Annotated in this window: 14 protein-coding genes; 10 read left to right on the top strand and 4 right to left on the bottom strand. The window is 43.2% G+C overall.

Going from position 1 to position 21,054, the window contains the following annotated elements:
* Positions 1 to 296 precede the first annotated feature (296 nt).
* Both A2W93_03355 and A2W93_03350 read right to left on the bottom strand, forming a co-directional pair.
* Positions 297 to 3,986, bottom strand: a complete 3,690-nt coding sequence (locus tag A2W93_03355; protein OFY53696.1) for a hypothetical protein — start codon at positions 3,984 to 3,986, stop codon at positions 297 to 299.
* Positions 3,987 to 4,408: 422 nt separating this feature from the next.
* On the bottom strand, positions 4,409 to 5,245 hold the full coding sequence (locus tag A2W93_03350) for a hypothetical protein (protein OFY53695.1): 837 nt from the start codon (positions 5,243 to 5,245) through the stop codon (positions 4,409 to 4,411).
* A gap of 770 nt (positions 5,246 to 6,015) precedes the next feature.
* Between A2W93_03350 and A2W93_03345 the strand changes: the two genes are divergently transcribed.
* From A2W93_03345 to A2W93_03310, 8 genes are all read left to right on the top strand, one after another.
* Entirely contained in the window at positions 6,016 to 6,297 is a 282-nt protein-coding gene (locus A2W93_03345; protein OFY53694.1) for a hypothetical protein, read from the top strand.
* A 100-nt stretch (positions 6,298 to 6,397) separates the two neighbouring features.
* Positions 6,398 to 6,688 carry a hypothetical protein gene (locus A2W93_03340; GenBank protein ID OFY53741.1) on the top strand — a complete coding sequence of 97 codons (291 nt, stop codon included), beginning with the start codon at positions 6,398 to 6,400 and terminating at the stop codon, positions 6,686 to 6,688.
* Between the two features lies 1 nt (position 6,689).
* Positions 6,690 to 7,616, top strand: coding sequence for a hypothetical protein (locus A2W93_03335; protein OFY53693.1), 927 nt, complete (start codon positions 6,690 to 6,692; stop codon positions 7,614 to 7,616).
* A gap of 46 nt (positions 7,617 to 7,662) precedes the next feature.
* Positions 7,663 to 8,391, top strand: a complete 729-nt coding sequence (locus A2W93_03330) for a hypothetical protein (protein OFY53692.1) — start codon at positions 7,663 to 7,665, stop codon at positions 8,389 to 8,391.
* A 387-nt stretch (positions 8,392 to 8,778) separates the two neighbouring features.
* Complete coding sequence (locus A2W93_03325; protein OFY53691.1) at positions 8,779 to 9,927, top strand: AAA family ATPase; 1,149 nt, start codon at positions 8,779 to 8,781, stop codon at positions 9,925 to 9,927.
* A 217-nt stretch (positions 9,928 to 10,144) separates the two neighbouring features.
* A complete protein-coding gene (locus A2W93_03320) occupies positions 10,145 to 10,417 on the top strand; it encodes a 50S ribosomal protein L31 (GenBank protein ID OFY53690.1) in 273 nt (90 codons plus the stop codon).
* A 63-nt stretch (positions 10,418 to 10,480) separates the two neighbouring features.
* The gene (locus tag A2W93_03315; GenBank protein OFY53689.1) at positions 10,481 to 11,689 is read left to right on the top strand and encodes a glucose-1-phosphate thymidylyltransferase; all 1,209 of its coding nucleotides are present in this window, start codon (positions 10,481 to 10,483) and stop codon (positions 11,687 to 11,689) included.
* Positions 11,690 to 11,769: 80 nt separating this feature from the next.
* A complete protein-coding gene (locus A2W93_03310; protein OFY53688.1) occupies positions 11,770 to 14,193 on the top strand; it encodes an endopeptidase La in 2,424 nt (807 codons plus the stop codon).
* A 173-nt stretch (positions 14,194 to 14,366) separates the two neighbouring features.
* On the opposite strand, the gene A2W93_03305 is transcribed toward A2W93_03310, so the two are convergent.
* Positions 14,367 to 14,780, bottom strand: a complete 414-nt coding sequence (locus A2W93_03305; GenBank protein OFY53687.1) for a hypothetical protein — start codon at positions 14,778 to 14,780, stop codon at positions 14,367 to 14,369.
* A 5-nt stretch (positions 14,781 to 14,785) separates the two neighbouring features.
* Positions 14,786 to 17,836 (bottom strand): hypothetical protein, encoded by a 3,051-nt coding sequence (locus A2W93_03300; GenBank protein OFY53686.1) that lies wholly within the window; start codon positions 17,834 to 17,836, stop codon positions 14,786 to 14,788.
* Between the two features lie 649 nt (positions 17,837 to 18,485).
* Between A2W93_03300 and A2W93_03295 the strand changes: the two genes are divergently transcribed.
* Positions 18,486 to 18,962, top strand: coding sequence for a hypothetical protein (locus tag A2W93_03295; GenBank protein OFY53685.1), 477 nt, complete (start codon positions 18,486 to 18,488; stop codon positions 18,960 to 18,962).
* Positions 18,952 to 21,036 (top strand): hypothetical protein, encoded by a 2,085-nt coding sequence (locus A2W93_03290; protein OFY53684.1) that lies wholly within the window; start codon positions 18,952 to 18,954, stop codon positions 21,034 to 21,036. The genes A2W93_03295 and A2W93_03290 overlap by 11 nt, the downstream gene beginning before the upstream one ends.
* The last annotated feature ends 18 nt before the right edge of the window (positions 21,037 to 21,054 follow it).

The following is a 21,054-nucleotide window of genomic DNA, read 5'->3' as shown; positions in this document are numbered from 1 at the left end:
CAGTGAAACGTTTTCTTCAACGCACTCAGGTCGCTGCGCGACGCAGAGAGGTTGAAGAAGATGCTGAGGATTAGCACTGTCACAGATTATAAATCCGCGCCAATTCGACAAAGACAAAAGTATTATGTCGTTTTCACGTGTATGCGGCGCCTCACATTCCCACATGTGTGAAGCGCACACATCGCCGACCGTGTCACGTCTCACGTGAAGGCGCACATCTCCACATTGAAGTTCGTGTTTCGCATTTACAAAAAAAGGCCACCCGAAGGCAGCCCTTTTCAGAATTATAAATTCTATTAGAGTCTGGTAATCTTTGTAATAAATACATCGGATCCAGCTTTTACTTTCAGTGTGTAAACACCAGCAGGGAGCTGATTTACGCTGACTTCAACAGTTGAACCATTCAGATTCAGAACCTCGTTGCTTACGAGACGACCTGAAAGATCAAACATTGAGATTTCAACCAGTGATGCGTCCACTTTGCCGAATGAAATAGTGATTACATCGCTGGCAGGATTTGGATAAACAACCATTTCGTTGTTGCTGAATTCACTTATTGAAGTACAATTCTCAACATTGATGGTTCCGGTTGCACTGTTTGAACAAGTGTTGCCATCGGTGTATGTGTATGTGACTGTAAAGGCACCAATGGTGTTGGCAAGGAAATTACTTCCGGTCACACCGGTTCCGCTCCAGACACCACCTGCAGGTGAACCACCTGAAAGTGCAACGAGACTGTCCTGGCAAACGGTTGCAACGTCACTTGGGAATACAACAGTAACTGTTGGCAGCGAATTTACAGTAACCTGGGTCGAAGCTGTGCTTGAGCATCCCGATCCGTCGGTTCCGGTAACATTGTAGGTTGTTGTAGTTGTTGGGGTAACCGTGTATGGATTGTTGGTGATTGATCCTGTCCACTCATAGTTAGTTGCACCACCGGCTGTGAGTACGGCAGAGCCACCCAAACAAACGGCTGCAGGAGTTGCAGAAGCTGTAATTGTTGGCGCAGGATTAACAGTAACTGTGACCGAAGCCGTTGCTGTACAACCAGAAATATTGGCGCCACCAACAACGTAAGTAGTAGTTGTAGTTGGATTAACAGTGATTGGATTAGTCGTTGTCGAACCATCCCATGAGTAAGCAAGAGCAGTTCCTGATCCAGTAAGTACAGATGGCTGGCCGGCACAAATGGTAGTCGGATTTGCAGTAGCATTAACGGTTGGAGCAGCATTGATGACAATGGTTACAGAAGCGGTGTTCTGACAATTATTGACATCCGTTCCGGTGATTGCATAGGTTGTGTTTACTAAAGGAGAAACAGTATTGACTGTTCCGCTCAGACCTTGGTTCCATATGTATGAAACGCCGCCTCCAGCGGTAAGTGTTGAGCTGGCACCGGGGCAAATCGTCGTGTTCGACGGGGTAAGTGTGATGGTCGGTAGCGCATTGACGTTAACTGTAACAGAAGTTGAATTCTGACATCCGTAAATATCGGTTCCGGTTACAGAATATGTTGTCATTGTAGTGGGACTGACAGCATACGGATTGGCAGTTGAACCACCATTCCAGCTGTAGGTCGCAGCACCACTGGCTGTGAGACTGGTTGCTGTTCCTGAACATACAGGATTGATAGATGCAGAAGCTGATACAACAGGCAAACTATGAACATTAATTGCGATGGTTGTATCATCAGTGCCATTGTCATCTGTTACTGTCAAAGTAACATTGTATGAACCGGCAGTGTTGTATGTTACCGTGTGAGGACCTTGTGTTCCTGCTGCAGCAATGCTTCCACCAGCGAATGTCCATGCCCATGTATCAACATTGACGCCCGAGCTGTTGTCAGTATAAGTGATTGACTGACCAATGCAGATATCATTGTCGCTAAAAGTGATAGAAGCTGTAGGTACAGAACAAGGAGCAACATTAACTACAACAGAAGCTGTATTGGTACAATTGTTTCCATCGGTTCCGGTTACTCCGTATGTAGTATTAACAAGGGGTGTAGCATTGAAATTGTTTCCTGTTCCAAGTCCGTTATCCCAGCTGTAAGTCGCAGCACCACTTGCACTCAGCGTTGTACTTTGACCTGTGCAAAGAGTTGATGGAGTAGCTGTAGCTAAAACTGTCGGTTTAGGATTAACGTTTACTGTTGCTGTTGCAAAAGCGCTGCAGTTGTTTACATCGGTTCCGGTTACAGAATAAGTTGTTGTACTAACCGGTGAAACTAAGTTTGAAACTCCTGCAGGTAAACCATTGCTCCATGAATAATTGATCGCTCCTGAAGCTGTCAATGTTGTGCTCGTTCCTTCACAAATTGGAGACAACGCTGCAACAAGTCCTACTGTCGGTGCGGTGAACACGTTCAATGTAACGGAAGCGGTGTTTGTACAGTTGTTTGCATCGGTTCCGGTTACAGAATAAATTGTTGTTGAAGTTGGGGTGACATTGACCGGAGTACCTGATAACCCACCTGGATTCCATGCATATGTTACACCACCGGTTGCAGACAGACTTGACTGAACGCCCGGACAAACAGATGCCGGAGTTGCAGTCGCACCAATAGTGGGTTTTGGATTAACCGTAATGGTTATTGATGTACTACCGGTACATCCATTAATATCTTGTCCTCCAACTGTATAAACGGTTGTTGCTGTTGGAGAAACCGTAATAGCCGTGGTCATAGCACCGGTACTCCAAGCATAGGCAACCCCGCCCGTTCCGGTCAGTGTTACTGAACCGCCGTTGCAGATTGTTGTTGCACTTGCATTGATGCCGATTGTTGGCGCCAGATTCTGTGTAACCGTTACAGTAGCAGAGTTGGTGCATAAATTAACATCGGTTCCTGTTACAGAATAAGTAGTAGTTCCGGAGGGAGTCACTGTTAATGGGTTCAATGCTGAACCTGTGCTCCAGCTATAGGTACTGGCGCCACCTGCGGTCAGTGAAGATGTGCCTCCAGGACAAATAGCAGTTGGGTTTGCTGTAGCAGTTACGGTCGGATTATTATAGACGGTGAAAATGTATCCGGCATAGTCCAGACAGCTGTTCCACAAACCACCGAGCGTGTACAGAACTACTGTGTCAGGACCTGAAACATTAAAAGTATAATTGTGGTTTCCGGTCCAGAGAAGATTTGAACCATCGCCCATATCCCATGCAAAGGTTGAATCAGGCACAGTGATGCTCCAGAAACGGCTGAAAGCGTCCCAGGTGTACATCCGGTGCTGAATCAGCGCAAGAGGTGTTACATCCATGGTGAATGAAACAGATGTTCCGGGGCAGACAGTATAATCTGAAGCAAGGTAATCTGTAGTTATTGGATATGAAACAATTGGATGTGCAAGAATTTCCATATCCTGTCCCCAGGTGTTTTCATGATCCATCCATGCCATGCCAGTACCGGCATCCCAGTAACAATAGCCAAGTCCTTCGCCATAGGTGGTTGAATAAGCATTATTTGCAAAAATATTCAAGGTCTTATTGGTCGTATTTTTCAAAACAACCGCATAATTTCCGGTAACGGAAACCGGAGTTGTGAAGTTTACCGCATATTCGGCCGCAGTGGTTAAGGTAACAGCAACTGTTCCTGTTGTTCCGGCGATTAGGGTTGTAGGCATTAAAGATGCATCAACATTGTAGAGAGAAACTTCAACAGTTACATCGGTTGTTGCTTTCGAGGCAAAAAACACAACACCACTGACCGTGATGGTTCCCGGATTAAGATACGCCTGCGCTTCCATTTCATTCTGTGCAGTAGGCAGGTTGTAAAATGTATCAACTGCCGGTAACAGAGATTCTTTCAAATATGGATAATACAAAGTATCCATACAAGTAATGTCTTTGTTGGCAGAGGTTGATTGTAAGCTTTTAACGGGCTTCTCGATTCCCGTCAACGACGCTTGCACTTTCTGCTTTGTACCGGTTTGCCCGATCGCCGGAATCATGAATCCGACCAGCAATAAGCATAGGAAAAATTTGTTCATAAATTCGATTTTAAGTTATTGCTGCAAAAATAAGGATTGTTTCTTTAAAAAAGCATTTTTAGCAATACAAAATTGATAAGTAATGTGTAAAACAATGTCTGCTTGTCCGAAAAACACAGTGATTTAGACGCTGTCTAAAGTTGATTTTTGTTGCAAAAAAACTTTTCGCATTCGTTTTCGACGGAGTTTATCCTGCTGTTCGTGCTACGGAGTTTATCCTGCTGTCGACTCTTCGACTCCGCTCAGAGTGACAGTAGCAGGGCTCAGCATGACAGCGGCGGGGCTCAGCGTGACAGCAGCTTTTGTGTCATTTTTTATTTAGGTTGCAAAATGCGTTTTGCTGGATGTCTTTACAAAAGCAATTACATCCATAAAAAAACCACCCATAGGGGTGGTCTTCGGAGGATTTTTTTAGAATTAATCTATACGTTGATAAGGTAGTAATTCCCATTGACAGTCACAGTCACCGTTCCATCGCAATTTCCATCTCCATAGTCAACAGTCATCTGGTTTCCATTGCTTTCGATAACAAGTATTCCTTCGGTGATCCAGCGGCATCCGGCCTGAACTCGCAACGGAGAAGTGATGGTCATTGTGTAATCTTCGCCGTAGATATTGGTTCCGTTTGCTGTGCCATGAATCAGATACACATCGTCCCAGGGATTTAAAGTGGTGAGTTCGCCTTCGATCCATTCGTAATTGCGCTCTGAATGATAGCTGATCATGCTTCCGTCAATGCCTGTCACCGTTCCGTCAATATAAACATCGTGATTCATGTGGCCGGCTGCATTGTGTCCGTTGCAGGTGAACGATTCGATTCCTTCAACCAGATTGTCGTTTACATAGTAGCTGTCGGGAGTTACCGTAATAACTGAGAGGCTGTCGTGATACCATCCGGTGGCCACCATTACTATTTTGCCTCTGCGGTAGTTGCCGTCGTTGCAAAGCACATTGGCTGAGCCGAAATCAAGGGTTACTGTTTTAGGGAAAGTTGTCATATCATAAGGATCAATGGTGAGTGTAGCGGTTCCGCTTAAGGAAGAATACATGGCGTGGTTTCCGGTTACTGTTTCGCTGGCCTGCATCATTCCGTCGCTTGCTTGTTTGAACAAATCAGCAAAAGAATTTTCGGCTTTGGCATTGTCAACAGCTGTACGGTTGACTTCATTTGGTTTTTCGATGTCTTCGTCTTTCTGGCAGCTTGTTGCAACTACGGAGAAGATCATCAGGGCGGCGAGGAGGAATTTTGGAGTTTTCATGGCTTTAAGTTTTTAAGTTGTTATTGTTGTTTTGTTTGTTTGTTTCGGTTTTCACTGGTATTACACCAACCCGGTACCCTTACCCTTACGCCCGGATGAAAATAAATTGAATTGTTTTGCTTTTGACTGATATTCAGCCACTTGCAATCTGAAAATTTTTTAAAAAAAGATCAGGGTAAGCTCCGAATGTGTCAAAAAACATAAAATATTCCGGTACTTTTATTACACAGAGTTGCGCAGAGGGCACACAGAGGCGCACAGAGTTTAGATCCTGCTATACAAAAGCCATTATCATTTGCTGCAGATTGAATTTCGCAAACAGGTTTGCAAAATCAACCCACAGCAAATAATCAAACACAACAGTGTTGTGTTTGCGCGGTGCAAATGGCTTTTGTGCATTTTCTTTATGATATTTCTGAAAGTAATTTTTGTTGGAAATGGATGTACTTTATTTATTAATATGCTTCATGAAGTCTAAATGTTTCTATATCAGGGCAACGCAAAAGCCGTTGTAAATTACAGCCAGATGAATTTGCAAGCTCGCTTGCAAATTCATCTGGCTGTAATTGATCAAACACAACAGAGTTGTGTTTGTGCACAGCAAACGGCTTTTTAAGATAATCAAACTCCGTGCGCCTCTGTGTAAAACTCCGGGAAACTCTGTGTAACTGGGATTCAAGTAAATACTTGCAAGCTTTGCGCGGATTTATATTTGCATTTTTTTGCCATTAAAGAAACAATTCCGATATTTGCAGCAAACACTACTTACTATGATTAAGGTAAATGAATATTACGACGGGGCAGTGAAATCGATGGCCGTTGAAAACAAAGATGGCAACTTCACTGTTGGAGTTATTGAGCCCGGCAACTATGAGTTTGGCACAGCCTCTATTGAAATAATGACCGTTGTATGCGGCGAAATCGAAGCCATGCTTCCCGGTGAAACCGAATTCAAAATGTACAAACCATTTGAATCATTCCGCATTGAAAAAGACAACAAGTTCAAAATGCGTGTAAGCGCCCCATGTTCCTACCGCTGTCAGTATATTTGATCGTAGCAATACGACCGGTTCAATGAAATACGATAATATTTATGTCGGCTTTTCCTTCTGGCTGGCCGACAAAGAGCACGGAAACATTGTTTCTCCGGAAATGTGGGCATTGTTGCTTTCGATCGAAAAAAACCGGTCGATCAGCAGTGCAGCCAAAGAGATGAAAATCAGCTATCGCAAGGCCTGGGATATGATCCGCAATTGCGAGACAGCGCTGGGTTTTCAACTATTTGTAAAAACCCGCGGCGGCAAAGACGGTGGCATCACCACCCTATCGCCAGACGGCGAAGCATTGATGCATGCCTATTACAATCTGATCGAAAAACTCGAGCCGGCCTTTGAACAATACATTGTTTCGTTCAAGCGCACGTTGAAGGGCAAAAAGCTGTAAAATGAGACTGAGCCTTGCTTCTGATAAAGCGGATATTAAATACTCATCGGACAACTACAGTTTCGGATTCAACGGCAAAGAGAACGACAATGAGGTGAAAGGAACTGGAAATAGTGTTGATTTTGGTGCGCGGATTTATGATTCGAGGTTAGGCAGGTGGATGAGTGTGGATCCGTTATTTAAAGATTATCCTGATTTATCACCATATTGCTTCGCAGCAAATTCTCCAATTTTGTTTGTCGATAGGGATGGTAAAAAGATTTATGTGTCTTTTGATAGCCAAAAGGCTATTGATTCCTATTTAGAAGTAATGAATATGGGCTTGGAAGGTCAATTTGCCGTTGGGTTAAAAGCAGTTGGAAATGGGCAATATGAGGTGGTAATTGGAACCAACAAAGATTTCCCAGGAAATGTCGATGATATGACTCCAAATGGCAAAGCTTTCTATGAGGAAATGAATAAATTGGTTACCGATACGAGGGTTATGAAAGCGAGAATTGTATACGACAAAGAAAATGTCGATGTTGGGAAAGCTACAACTGCAGAAATAGATATGTATGATATTAAGTGCTTTAATCCCACTGGTCCATTCGAATTTTCTTATAATGAGAAAGTGTTTAAGGGATATTTTATATCTGAAGGTTTTACACAAATTGGGAAGTTGGCTCATGAGTTAGTTGAGCAATTTGCAATGCAACTTGAAGACAACACACAACAGCAGGCTCATATTGGCTGGGGCGTTGATGCAGAAAATAATGTTAACAATAATACAAGAACAGATAAGGGTGGGAACTGGGATAATCCATTATTCCAAACAGAAAAGGATGATGGGACAGTAACAGATATCGAGTATACAACAGGAGAGAATTTTTCTGTTAAGCAAAGTCGGGTATCTACCCCAGTAATAACTGAAGTGAAAGGCAAGTGAAAATATGAAACCATTTGTAATAATCGGAATTCTTCTTGTGTTTTCGATGACAGCCTGTAACCGAAATTGTGAAGAAGACAAGAAACTTAAAGACAGATTTGAGTTTTGTATAAAATCTGTAAAATCAGATGACAGAAATTTTCTTTCCCGTTATGTAAAGTCTCTAACATATCTTGACTGTTTGACAGGAATACCTCCAAATATTGATATTGAATGGACAACAGGAGAAGCTTACTGGAAAAGCAAAAAAGAGATGAATGCCGATATTGACCGATGGGAAAAATGGTATTCTGAAAATCATTGTGGGTTGACACTCTCCGAAGTTGACTCAATTGTACGTACAAAACTCATAAAAGAAAACCCATATCATTTGTCTTATATTTTAAAACGTTGGGAAAATTTAAAAAATGACAGTATCGTATTAATAAATTATTTATTGGTAAAAAAACTTCAAGAATCATCATGTGATAAAAATCAAAATCTGAAACTTCAATCAATTATTTATGATGATGCAATGTATCAATTTTATCGACCAATCCAAGATAGTGCTGTAGCTAATAAAAATTATTTGCTTTCAAATAAAGTAGATTTTATTGATGTTGAAATAGCAAATGGAAATATTATTATCAAATACTTGCTGAAACCCAGATATAATTTTCAATATGAATGGTTTGTGTATTCGAGTAATAAATTTGATTCTACGCAAGGAGTATTTATCGACACAAATTGGACTTATTATCACGAGTTTATTATTGAAGATGAGAATAATTGGTAGTCATTGCAATGGCTTGCAATGCTGCCTTGCACCATCCCCGATAAATCCTAATAGCTCAATACAACATCGCCCCGCCCACCAGCGGGGTTTTGTTATAATACATGGGAAAGTTTTGAAATTTTTGAATTTTTGATGGTTGGGAAATTTGAGTAGTGTGCTGTGTAATAAATTTGATGTGTGCTGAACATGAGTTTTCTATTTTGGAACACCAAATGGGACGCTAGATTACGCACCCATACTACTCCCCCCCCCCTTCCGACGCGGTTTCATGTTTTTTTTTGGGCATGAAGCCATTTCGGATAAAGGCGACCCAAATTTAACATTTATTACTGAAATTAATTGTCTTTACAATTTTGGAATTCAATTCCATATTTGTAAATTTGTATCATGATAATCCGTCATTCTGAAAAAGAACTCATTGCCTTATCGAAACAATTCAAGGCTGTTGCAGTGACTGGCCCGCGGCAATCGGGTAAAACAACGCTGGTGAAAAAAGTGTTTGCCGATAAGCCTTATGTAAACCTTGAAAACCCAGACACGCGCCGCTTCGCCATTGAAGATCCCAGGGGCTTTTTGAATAGCTATCCCGAGGGTGCAATACTGGATGAGGTTCAGCGTGTACCGGAAATTTTCTCGTACCTGCAACAAATACTTGACGACAGCAAACAGAATGGAAGGTTTATTCTCACCGGATCGAACAATTTTCTTTTGCAGGAGAATATATCACAGAGCCTGGCCGGCAGGGTGGCTTATTTGTTTTTGCTGCCATTGAGTTATGGTGAAATCGGAGACTATTCCAACGTCAACGGTCTTTTGCTGAAAGGTTGTTATCCAGCCATCTACAGCTCTGATACGGACCACCTCAAATTCTATCAGAATTATATCCGTACCTACGTTGAACGGGATGTAAGACTAATCAGAAACATTTCCGATTTATATACGTTTGAAAAATTTCTGCACCTGCTGGCCGGCCGGACAGGACAATTGCTGAACATGAGCAGCGTCTCAAACGATGTCGGCGTGGATGTTAAAACAATCGGAGCGTGGATAAGTGTGCTTGAAACAAGTTTTATTGTTTTCAGACTCAGACCCTATCACGAGAATTTCAACAAACGTGTTGTAAAAATGCCAAAACTCTATTTTTACGACACCGGACTTGTCTGCAGCCTGCTGGGGATCGAAAACGAAACGCAGTTGAAAACTCACCCGCTACGGGGCAGTCTGTTCGAAAACGCTGTCATAATAGACTTCCTGAAACGTAGATATAATGCTGGCAAGGAAAGTAATTTGTATTTCTGGCGCGACAATACCGGAAACGAAATAGATTTGTTATTGGTTAATAGTGACAAGAAAACACCTGTTGAAATCAAATCATCACAAACAATATCAGGTGATTTTTTCAAAGGAATCCAGTTCTGGAACAAACTTTCAAATACGGAAAGCGGCTACATCGTTTATGGTGGAGATACAATACAGAAACGCAGCAATGGTATTACAGCCATACCGTTTCAGAAAATGAATGAAATTGATGAATGAAGAAGGTATCTGGGGTGCTCCCCGACATTCTACCGTCAGCTTGAAGGGGTTGACAACACTGCATTGCTGACGTGGAATCGTCGGGAAGACGTGCGCCCGACCTTTCTGCGTTGTGCCGCATGCCGCATGCCCTAAGGACTGATTTGAAAAATATTTTCCGACAATTTTGTTTATTCAGAAATTTTTTCTAATTTTGCACTCCCAAATAAATAAGGATATGAAAAAAGGTATTCATCCCGAGAGCTACAGATTCGTTGTATTCAAAGATACATCAAACGATTATTCTTTCATGACCCGTTCAACGGTTAATACAAAAGATACCATCGTTTGGGAAGACGGAAAAGAATATCCGCTCGTGAAACTCGAAATCTCACACACTTCTCATCCGTTCTTCACCGGAAAAATGAAACTGGTTGACACTGCCGGCCGTGTTGATAAATTTAAAAGCCGCTACCAGAAACATTACGAACAAAAAGGCGAAAGCAAATAATTTGTCTGTTTCAAAATACTGTAAAAGCCCTCTCAACAGGGCTTTTTTTATTATTTTTACGGCATGAATATCATCCTGTTCGACAGTTTCACCCGTATGCATCTGTTGCCGCTGACTTTCACCCGCCCGGTGGCAGAACTGCGAGCTGGTATTACCACTGTTTTCGAAAAATGGCAACGCTGGTTCCCGAACTCCGTTTCGTGTCTGGCTCCTGATTACATCAAACCGGTGTTCCCGGTTACAGTATCAGCCGATAATATTTTGATCGACGGATCCATCATCCCCGATCAGCAAATGGTCAGCGCTATTCTGCAGCTGAAAGAAAACAGCGTTTTGACTGATGCTGACAATAATATTCTGGCGGCACGCCTGTCGGAATCACAGGTTCAGGGGTTATTGTTATTTTCGGAATATCTCGATCTCTCCCAACTGAGGCCTCAGTCAATCGAAACAATCCGTACGCATACTGCCATTACGAATCCCTGGGATTTGTTTTCAATGGCCGGAGATCTGTTGAAAGATGATTTTTTATTTCTGACAAAAGATCGGAAAAGCGCTCCCCTGCACGCCTCGAACCGCTATGTGAATCCGGAAAATATATTTATTGAAGAAGGTGCTGTTGTCGAATTCTCTATTCTGAACGCCTCCTCAGGCCCAATTTACATTGGCAAAGACACCGAAGTGATGGAAAATTGTGTCATCCGCGGACCTTTCGCGCTTGGCGAACACTCGACGCTGAAAATGAGTTCGAAAATCTACGGACCAACCATCATCGGACCGCATTGCAAAGTCGGCGGCGAAGTGAACAACTCAGTTTTTCTGGGCTATTCGAACAAAGCCCATGATGGATTTCTCGGCAATTCGGTCATCGGAGAATGGTGCAACCTTGGAGCCGATACCAACAACAGCAATCTGAAAAACACCTACGAAGAAGTCAAACTCTGGAGCTATGTGAAGAAAGGGTTTGCTTCGACAGGCCTGCAGTTTTGCGGACTTATCATGGGCGACCATACCAAATGCAGCATCAATACGATGTTTAACACGGGAACCGTTACCGGCGTCTCGTGTAATTTATATGGAGATGGTTTCCACCGCAACTTCGTCCCTTCGTTTTCGTGGGGAAGTACCGCCAAACTGACAGATTTTCAATTTGAAAAAGCAATGGTAGTGGCGGAACGGGTAATGGCTCGAAGAGGTCTGCAACTAACTGATTCAGTGCGCAATATGCTTAACCATATTTTCAGTCACACTGAAGAATGGCATAATAAATAAACTATTTTTCCTTTTGGCATTTATATTGGCAAGGGGGAACACTCCGCAAAAAACAGGCGGCTTATTGACATTTTGACAGCATGAAAAAAAATAAAAAAGATATTCTCAGAGAAATTCTGTTTAGTGATGCTTTATCTTCAGATGGTGATTTTATTCCACTTATGTCGATGGAAGATGAAAAATCAATTCAACAGGAAGATATTCCGGATGAACTGCCCATTTTGCCATTGCGCAACACGGTGCTTTTCCCGGGCGTAATCATTCCAATTACAGTTGGCCGTGAAAAATCGATACAGCTGGTTCGCAGTGTTTACAAAGCAAAGCGCATAATCGGTGTTGTTGCTCAGAAAGATGCCCAGGTAGAAGATCCGGAACCAATGGATTTGTATAATGTAGGTACAGTGGCCTATATCATCAAATTGTTGCAGATGCCCGACGACACCGTCACCATTATTATTCAGGGCCGCAGTCGTTTTCAGATTGATGATTTTGTGAAATCGGATCCGTATTTTATTGCTAAAGTGCATACTTACGGCCGTCCGCAGCGGCTTACAGGTTATTCGAAACTCTTCCCTACCCTCATGTCGACGGTAAAGGAAACAGCCATGCAGATTCTGAAAGAAGGTTCTGAAGTTCCGGCCGAAGCACGCATTGCGATTGAAAACATCGAAAGCCCGTGGTTGCTGATGCATATGATTTCGTCTAATCTGAAAATCCAGCACACCGAGAAGCAGAAATTGCTTGAATTGACAGATCTGGAGCAGCTTGGAAATGATTTGCTGCGTCATTTGACCAACGAGCTGAAAATGCTCGAAATCAAAGAACAGATTCACGAAAAGGTAAAAACAGATATTGATAAACAGCAGCGCGATTATTTTCTGAATATGCAGCTCAAAACCATTCAGGAAGAACTGGGTGGCGCTCCGCATGAGCAGGAAATCAAAGAGCTGCAGGAAAAAGCCGCCGGTAAAAAATGGTCAGAAACTGTTGCCGAAGTTTTCGACAAGGAAATGGCCAAGCTAAAGCGCATGAATCCTTCGGCAGCTGAGTTTTCGATACAACTCAATTATCTGGAGTTTCTGGTTGAATTGCCATGGAATGATTACACCGAAGACAATATGAATCTGGATCATGCCCGCGTCATTCTCGACGAAGACCATTACGGGCTTGAAAAAGTGAAAGAGCGGATAATCGAATATCTGGCTGTGCTGCAGCTGAAAGGCGACATGAAATCGCCGATCCTGTGCCTGCTTGGCCCTCCCGGGGTTGGCAAAACGTCGTTGGGACGCAGTGTTGCCCGCTCACTTGAACGCAAATACATCCGCATGTCGCTCGGCGGCCTCCGCGACGAATCTGAATTACGCGGCCATCGCAAAACCTATATCGGCGCCATGCCCGGACGAATCATTCAGAGTCTGAAAAAAGTGAAATCGTCGAATCCGGTTTTTGTGCTGGACGAAATTGACAAGGTGTCGGGCAACACCATGCAGGGCGACCCGCAGGCAGCCTTGCTCGAAGTACTAGACCCTGAACAGAACAACACTTTTTACGACAATTACCTTGAAGTCGATTACGACCTGTCAAGAATACTTTTCATTGCAACGGCCAACAACCTTTCAACCATTCATCCTGCACTGCGCGACCGCATGGAGATTATTGACCTGAGCGGTTACACACAGGAGGAAAAACTGGAGATTGCAAAAAGGCACCTGATCCCGAAACAACTCGGCGAAAACGGAATGGCAAAGTCAAAACTGAAGTTTGCCGACAAAGTCATCAACACCATTATTTCGGATTATACCCGTGAATCTGGTGTGCGGGCACTTGAAAAAACAATTGCAAAGGTAATCAGGCACTACGCCACAGACTTTGCAATGGGCAGAAAAATTGAGCCATTGAAAGTGGAGCATCTTGAAAAAATTCTGGGTATTCCTTCGTTCCAGCGCAATAAGGCACAGCTAAAACCCGCAATAGGACTTGTTACAGGTCTTGCCTGGACTGTTTTTGGCGGCGAAATTCTGTATGTCGAAGCAACGCTGAGCAAAGGAAAAGGGATGCTCACCATGACCGGAAATCTGGGCGATGTGATGAAAGAATCAGCTACCCTGGCCTTTGAGTATTTGAAATCGCATGCCAAAGAACTGAAGATTGATGCGGAGAAGCTCGATAATTACAATGTTCATATCCACGTTCCTGAAGGCGCGACACCCAAAGACGGGCCTTCGGCCGGAATAACAATTTTTACAGCCCTGACAAGCGTGCTGCAGAACAAACCGGTGAAAAATGATATTGCCATGACCGGTGAAATTACACTGCGAGGCAAAGTGCTACCAGTTGGCGGAATCAAGGAAAAAATTCTTGCTGCCCGACGCAGTGGAATCAAAACCATTATCATTTCCGAAGAAAACCGCAAAGACCTGAGCGAAATCGAAGACCGCTATCTGGCCGACATCAAATTCCATTTCGTGAAAGAAATGAAGGAAGTGCTGCCAATTGTATTTTAGCAGTTAGCGTTCAACAATCACTGGCGCAATCACTGGCGCGGATATGTTATCCGTGACAGTGAATACGGCGCACGGATTGCAAATCCGCGCGATTGAGAGGTTACTCCTAATTTCTTACGCCTTACGCCTATCGCCTTACTGGCAACTGACTACTCACAACTGGCAACTAAATATTACTGCACATAATACCGGTACATCTCGTGCATTTCTTCGCGCTTGGCGCGGCTCAACACCGATGCAGTCTTTCGCATGCCGCCGGTTTTCCGGAACTGAATGCTGCCGAAAATCCACCAACCGACTTTAATGCTGAATTTATCCAGCATCTTCACATAATAAGTGTGGTCTTCTGAAAGTATCGAGGCAAGATAATCATAGGCTTCCGCATGCTGGCCCGAAATCAGCAGGCTACACGCTTCATTGTAAATTTCCTGGCCATTAAAGCGCATTTCAGATGCATCAAGAATATTGGTCACTTTCACCGGAATAGTAAAAAACACATCCGGGAAACATATTATGGCTGACCTGCTGATGGTTGCAGTTTTGAACCCTTCGTTGATGTCAGCTTTCGGAACGCAGAGGTATTTCATTTTTATCAATTACTTCGATACAAATGTACCGTTCCGGTGAGTGTGCGCTTTCGGATTCCGGCCAGACGCATTTCATATACATCGCAAATGTAATAATAGACGCCTTCGCTGCAATCGAGGCTTGTTGACTTATTTTTTCCATCCCAGTTTATATCAGGATCTTGTGTGGTAAACATAATCAGACCCCAGCGGTCAAATATTTTAATGTCGATTTTTTCAACGAAATCATAGGGAAATGGAATGAAGAAATCATTGAAACCATCGCCATTCGGCGTAAATACATTTGGAAGTGTGTACAAATCGCACTCATCTATGTCGACACAAACAATATTCGAAAATTCGCTGCTGTTGCCCGATGTATCGACTGCAACAACGGCATAGCAACCAGCAACCGATGTAACCCCGGTGTGAATGTAAGTAGTAATCAATGGATCAGCAATAGTATCAACCAGCACAAATTCTCCATCGGTCATTGGTGAAAAATATATTTCATATCCACCGACATCACCATCACCGCAGGCAATTTGAGGGTTTGTCCAGACAAGATAATTGGCCACTTCGTCGCAATTGACCGATACATCAAGTTCAACGGCACAGGGAGGTTCAACGTCCATTGGTGCTTCACAGGTTTCCTGCGAAAAATTGCGAATCGGATTCACAAATCCGGGAAGCGAATACGATCCGACGGTTTCAACTTTATAACAATAAGTCTGACCATTCACCAGGCCGGTGTCGAGATACTGGTCGGAATGCGAAACCCCGATGGAATCAAACACCGATGTCAGATCGTTATATCTGTAAACAACGGTGCTATCGTTGTTCCATGGAACTGAAAAGGCCCATTTCAGCAGAAGTCTCTGATCAAAAGGAATAATGGTCAGAAATACTGACGAAGCCGGATATGAAGATGAATAGTATGTGTAAACCGAAGTTCCAGAAGCATAAAGCAGATCGATCCGGTAATGATACGGAATCCCGCTTGTATTCAGTCCTGCATCATTAAAAGTTGTGTCATCCAGCCCAAAATTTGATTCCAGAAAAGTATAGGAAATACCGGTAAAATCATTTGCTCTGTAAATATCATATCTGTATGGTCCCGGATAAGTGAGCGTGTCCAGATCATCGGGTTTTGACCAGTCGACAAACATGCTTCCCGCTGTTGCAGAAGTCGCAGTAACGCTCACATGGGTTATTACCGGTGAATTATCCGACAGAATCAGACAAGCTTCATTCGACGCCTGACTTTCGGCTCCGTTGGCAAACCATGCCGTAACAATATAGCAATACTCGTTTCCATGCGGTAATCCGAAGCCAAGAAAATCGTCTGTATATGTTGTATCGTTAATATCATTTGTTGTGGCAATGAGACTGTATCCGGTCCACGATGGCACCCCGGTTTCACAGCCTGAAGGCACGTACCCGCTTGCGCCAGACTTCCGGTAAATCTTATATCCGTCGGCATTTGTACAAAGTTCTTTATTCCACTGAAGAGCAGCATTATCTCCAAATGCAGAAACAGTCAGGTTTTCAGGAGCCGGTGCAATTATAGTGAACTCAGTTTCGGCCTGAGCAGTCAATTTGTCCGATATTTTATACACTGAAATATTATCAAGACCCCAGTGATCATAATCTTTTCCGGTGGCTGACTCTTGTCTCCAGCGAAATCGTGTATTTGGCGACAACGAAGCATCAGGAGCCACAACCGAATAATTATTCCAGTCAATCAGATTCGCTACATGTCCACCCTCGCCCGGCGACAAGCTTGGATCCCAGTAAGCCATTGTTACCCACGGACCGCCCAGACCACTCAAACTATATTGCAGATAGATTCCTTCATCAGGTTCGTCGGGACCTTCGCAGTTTGTTCCTGGATTTCCGGTATGGTCGCTGAAACGCATATCAAAAACGATCATGTAATTACCGGCACTAATATCCAATGAGGGCGTTGCGAGATAGCGCGGCGCAGTAGAATCCGGCCCAAACCAGAGATAAGTCGAACCATCCCATCCGTTTCCACAGGGATTATTGAACATGACCGATACGTTGGAATAGAATGGCGTTAATTGCCCGGAATTAAAATCATAAGAGCAATCACAGTTGCTTAAGCTATCTTCGAGTTCTGCACGAAAAATCATGCTGTAAGGCTGAGGTCGCACATGCTCGCACGAAACCTGCCAGTCGAAATCAGAAGTAACGGTGTCGCGATCGCGCACCGGCTGTGGAAATGTGGCTGGATTTGAAGCCTGTAAAAGCGGCGAACCTGTGGCTGTGAGCGAAATGGTGTCAATGCCGGTGTAAGTGGCTGTAACTGTATTATGATAAGAAGTACCGGCTATAAGACATGTGTCGGAAGGAGCTGTCAAAACCGGGGAATCCATCTGACAATCAATCACATTTGCCAATACATCACGCATGACGGAGCCCAGAAAAACGCCATTGCGGTATTTCGAAACTTTGACGGCGTAATTGAAAAAACCTTTTACGGTCGGAGAATTCCAGGTAAGCCAGCCCGTTTGCGGGTCAACTGAGAATTGCGATGATGAAGTCGGATAATAGTATCCGGTAATGGGGTCGCCAAATTCGCCACGACATGGAATCAAAGAATAAACAAGATGGTCGCCATCGGCATCATATGTTGAAAAATCAATAACATTGGAGGTAGCTCTGCAAACATTCAATTTTGGTTTTTCAAGAAAAACGGGTGATTTCTGACCTGCAAGGAATGGACTGACCACCAGTTGAGCTTCGACATAAATATCGGTGATTATCGACATTGGTACATTAATCACATTAAGGCTCCTTACCTTGTAGGAAACAAACATAGTAAATGTAGCAGGACCGGAATAGGTGTGCGTCCCGGAGTAAACAACTTTTTTCAGCTCACCCGGCAAATCAGTTACCGACGAAGGAGTCAGAAAAGAATAAGTGCTGTCGCCCCAGAAAATCTCAACTATGGAATCTACCGGACTGGGATCGTACAGATAAAAGATAATGTTGCCCCTGTAAGTTAGCTGTGAGATGTTTTCATAAGACAATTCCAGCGATTTCACATTCATTGAAAACGCTGAGCTGCAAAACAGAGTAAGCAAAAGTAATGATGAGAAAAACTTTTTCATGACATCAAAATCCGGACACGTATTCCAAACGTAAAAGTACAAAAAAAATTACGCTGTTTTATAAGTGATTGTCTAAAAATAGTTCATTGTTACGACATTCCACCGTTTCGGCCACAATTAACCCTTGAAGAATTCCGAACTCTTTGAGGGTTTTCTAAACAGGCCGAAACATGGAACCGTCGTAACAACTACAAAAACAACAGCTTGTCCGCCCGCTGGCAGAGTTCCATGACCGACAGCTCTTGCGTCGCTTACGGGAGTTTATCCCGCCGCGGCGGGAATAGAATGTTGTTTTTGTCTTCAGTGTTTTTTTTGACAGATATTAAATAGCTTGACATTATGTAGCAAATTTCTAAAACTATATCTGTCTCCTCATTATGTAGTGAAAAGAATGCAAACCCTCTTGTCAAAAATACAATCCGCTGAAATAACTTATTGCACGTACCTGTTTTGACTTTTCACTCACTTAGGCAGTCAAAGTTCTGTTTCCGTGATAAATAGCTGCTGTTGTTATGTTATATTAAGTGATAATAATCAGTGGCTATAGGAAAAAGGTCAAAAAATGATTAAATTTGCAAAAAGCTTAAATATGAGAACGTTATTGCTTGCATTTTTCCTAGTTCCTCTCTTGAGTTATAGCCAGAATGCTTCTACCAATTCTTTGTCCGCGAACTACGAAAAACTGACTACTGAATGGCAGCAGATGCATGACCAGAACGGAATACTTATATACGTTAAAAAATCTGATTGCAACCGGCCACAGGATGGTATTTTTCAGGAAATGATTCTCCTGAAAATCATCAACACAACGCAATACGATTTGACAATTTCGTGGGATTTGCTATTATGGTATAATGCTGAATTATGGACACGCTTACCGGTTCGCCCCGAAAATAATCACCAGATTGTGCTAATGGGAGGCGAATTGCTCGAAGGATCTTGTGACAACAAATCCGGATATTATTCTGCTTTAATGTTTTTCAGCCGTTTTTTAAACTATGATGACAAACCAGAAATGACAAAGTTTGAGCTAATCAACATTAACATCAGTCGATATGAAAAATAATATTCTTTTTGCGCTACTATCGATTTTGCTGATGGTTTTCAGTTCTCATGAGGCAAAATCCCAATGCTTTGCCGAGTTTACATCTCCCTCCGCAGATACAACAATTTGCTTAGGGCAATCTGTAAACCTTGAGGCTTTCGCTACATGCAGCTACCTGATGAATAATTCATTCAATACAGGGACTATTGGTTCCGGCTGGAGTTCGAATGCGAACCCAATGTTCACAAATCCTTGTGGGCCAGGGTTGCCTGGTTCTGGAATTCACTGCTGGATAGGCCACTTTGTAAGTATGCCCCGATCTCTTGAAACTGTTCCATTTCAACTTTTTAATGGATGTAATTTGTCATGGCAAATGAGGTATGCCGCTGATGAAAACACAACCGATTGCGAAGACCCCGATTTACCACTGGAAGGAGTGCATCTACAGTATTCGCTTCCACCTTATTCATCATGGAATGACATACAATACTGGACACCAAGTAGTTCTGCTTCAGGTCCGTTGTACACATGGAACCAATATCAAATGGCTGTTCCTTCTGTTGCATTTAGCTCTGCAACTAAAATCAGATGGTATCAGGATACAACTTCAACAAATTATTACGACCATTGGGGAGTTGATGAAGTACAAATCGTTTGCCCCCAATCCCAGAATATTTTCTGGTCGAACGGCCCCACCAACACACTTACACAAACAGTTACCCCAACCGATACCACTGAATACATCATATTTATTTTCGATTCGTTGGGTAATTATTTTACTGATACTTTAAACGTTAATGTGATCCCAACTCCTTCAGCTGATTTTGTGGCTGAATCCCCGGTTTGTATTAACTATCCTTCAACAATTAATTTTACAGGCACCAACAGCGCAACTGTAACATATGCATACAACTTCAATGGCGGCACTGTTGTTTCCGGCTCGGGCTCAGGTCCTTACGAAGTTACATGGCCTACTGCCGGCACCTATACAATAACGTTGACCAGCACTGATGGATTCTGTACCAATACAGAGACTCAAACTGTTACTGTAAATTCGAATATAATTGTTACGGTTTCATCACCCAATGCATCGGTATGCCCCGACAGCAGTGTAACACTCACAGCGTCGGGCGGAGCGACCTATGCCTGGGCCAGCGATCCAACACTCAACTCCGACAGCACTGCTTCTGTTATTGCAACACCTGAAACAACAACTACCTATGTTGTAACAGGGACAAGCACGCTTGGATGTACTGGTTCTTCTTCTGTTACCATCGATATTTTCCCTACGCCTGCAATCACGGTATCTCCTGTTCCTGAAAAAGGCTGCATTCCGCTTGTTGTGGATTTCAACCCCAGCATCACACCAAATGCAAATGCTTATGAATGGAATTTCGGCGATCCTGCATCAGGTGCGCAAAACACCAGCAACGCTGACTCGCCCATTCATGTATTTTCGAATTCCGGCCAGTACGATATTTCTCTCAATGTTGTTTCAGTTCACGGTTGTCCGGGCTCCATTGTTTTTCCCGGTTTAATTACCGCCTACGATGTGCCCCTTGCAGCATTTAAGCCGGACTCCACAACACTGAATCTCATGAATCCCATGGTCGGATTTACAGATATGTCAACTGGTGCTTCGAATTGGTACTGGGACTTCGGTGAACCAAGCTCTTACACCAATTATTCTAACCTGCCTAATCCTTCTCACTCATATGGAGCCACTGGTGAATACATTGTCTGGATGGTTGTGGACAATGGTTTTTGCGCTGATTCTGCATATACAATCATCAGTGTTTTTCAGGATATCGCGTTTTACGTACCCAATGCGTTTTCGCCCTATAACGAAGATGGGTTAAACGATATTTTCGTGCCATCAGGCATTGGCGCCGGAATGGGCGACAATACTTTTACTATGCGTATCTACGATCGTTGGGGCAAGATTATGTTCGAATCCAGTGATTTTTATACAGGCTGGGATGGCAAATACAATGGAGATTTTGCTCACCCTGGTGTTTATACCTACTTCATTGAAGTACAATATGCCGATAAGCTTTGGAGAAAATTCTGGGGTAGAGTTACCCTGGTGAAATAATTTGGTTGTTTAGAGGGC

Source organism: Bacteroidetes bacterium GWF2_43_63 (assembly GCA_001769275.1).
In the GTDB taxonomy this organism is placed as follows: Bacteria; Bacteroidota; Bacteroidia; order Bacteroidales; family DTU049; genus GWF2-43-63.
Note: the sequence above shows the minus strand (reverse complement) of the source record. Positions and strands in the feature narration are given on the sequence as shown.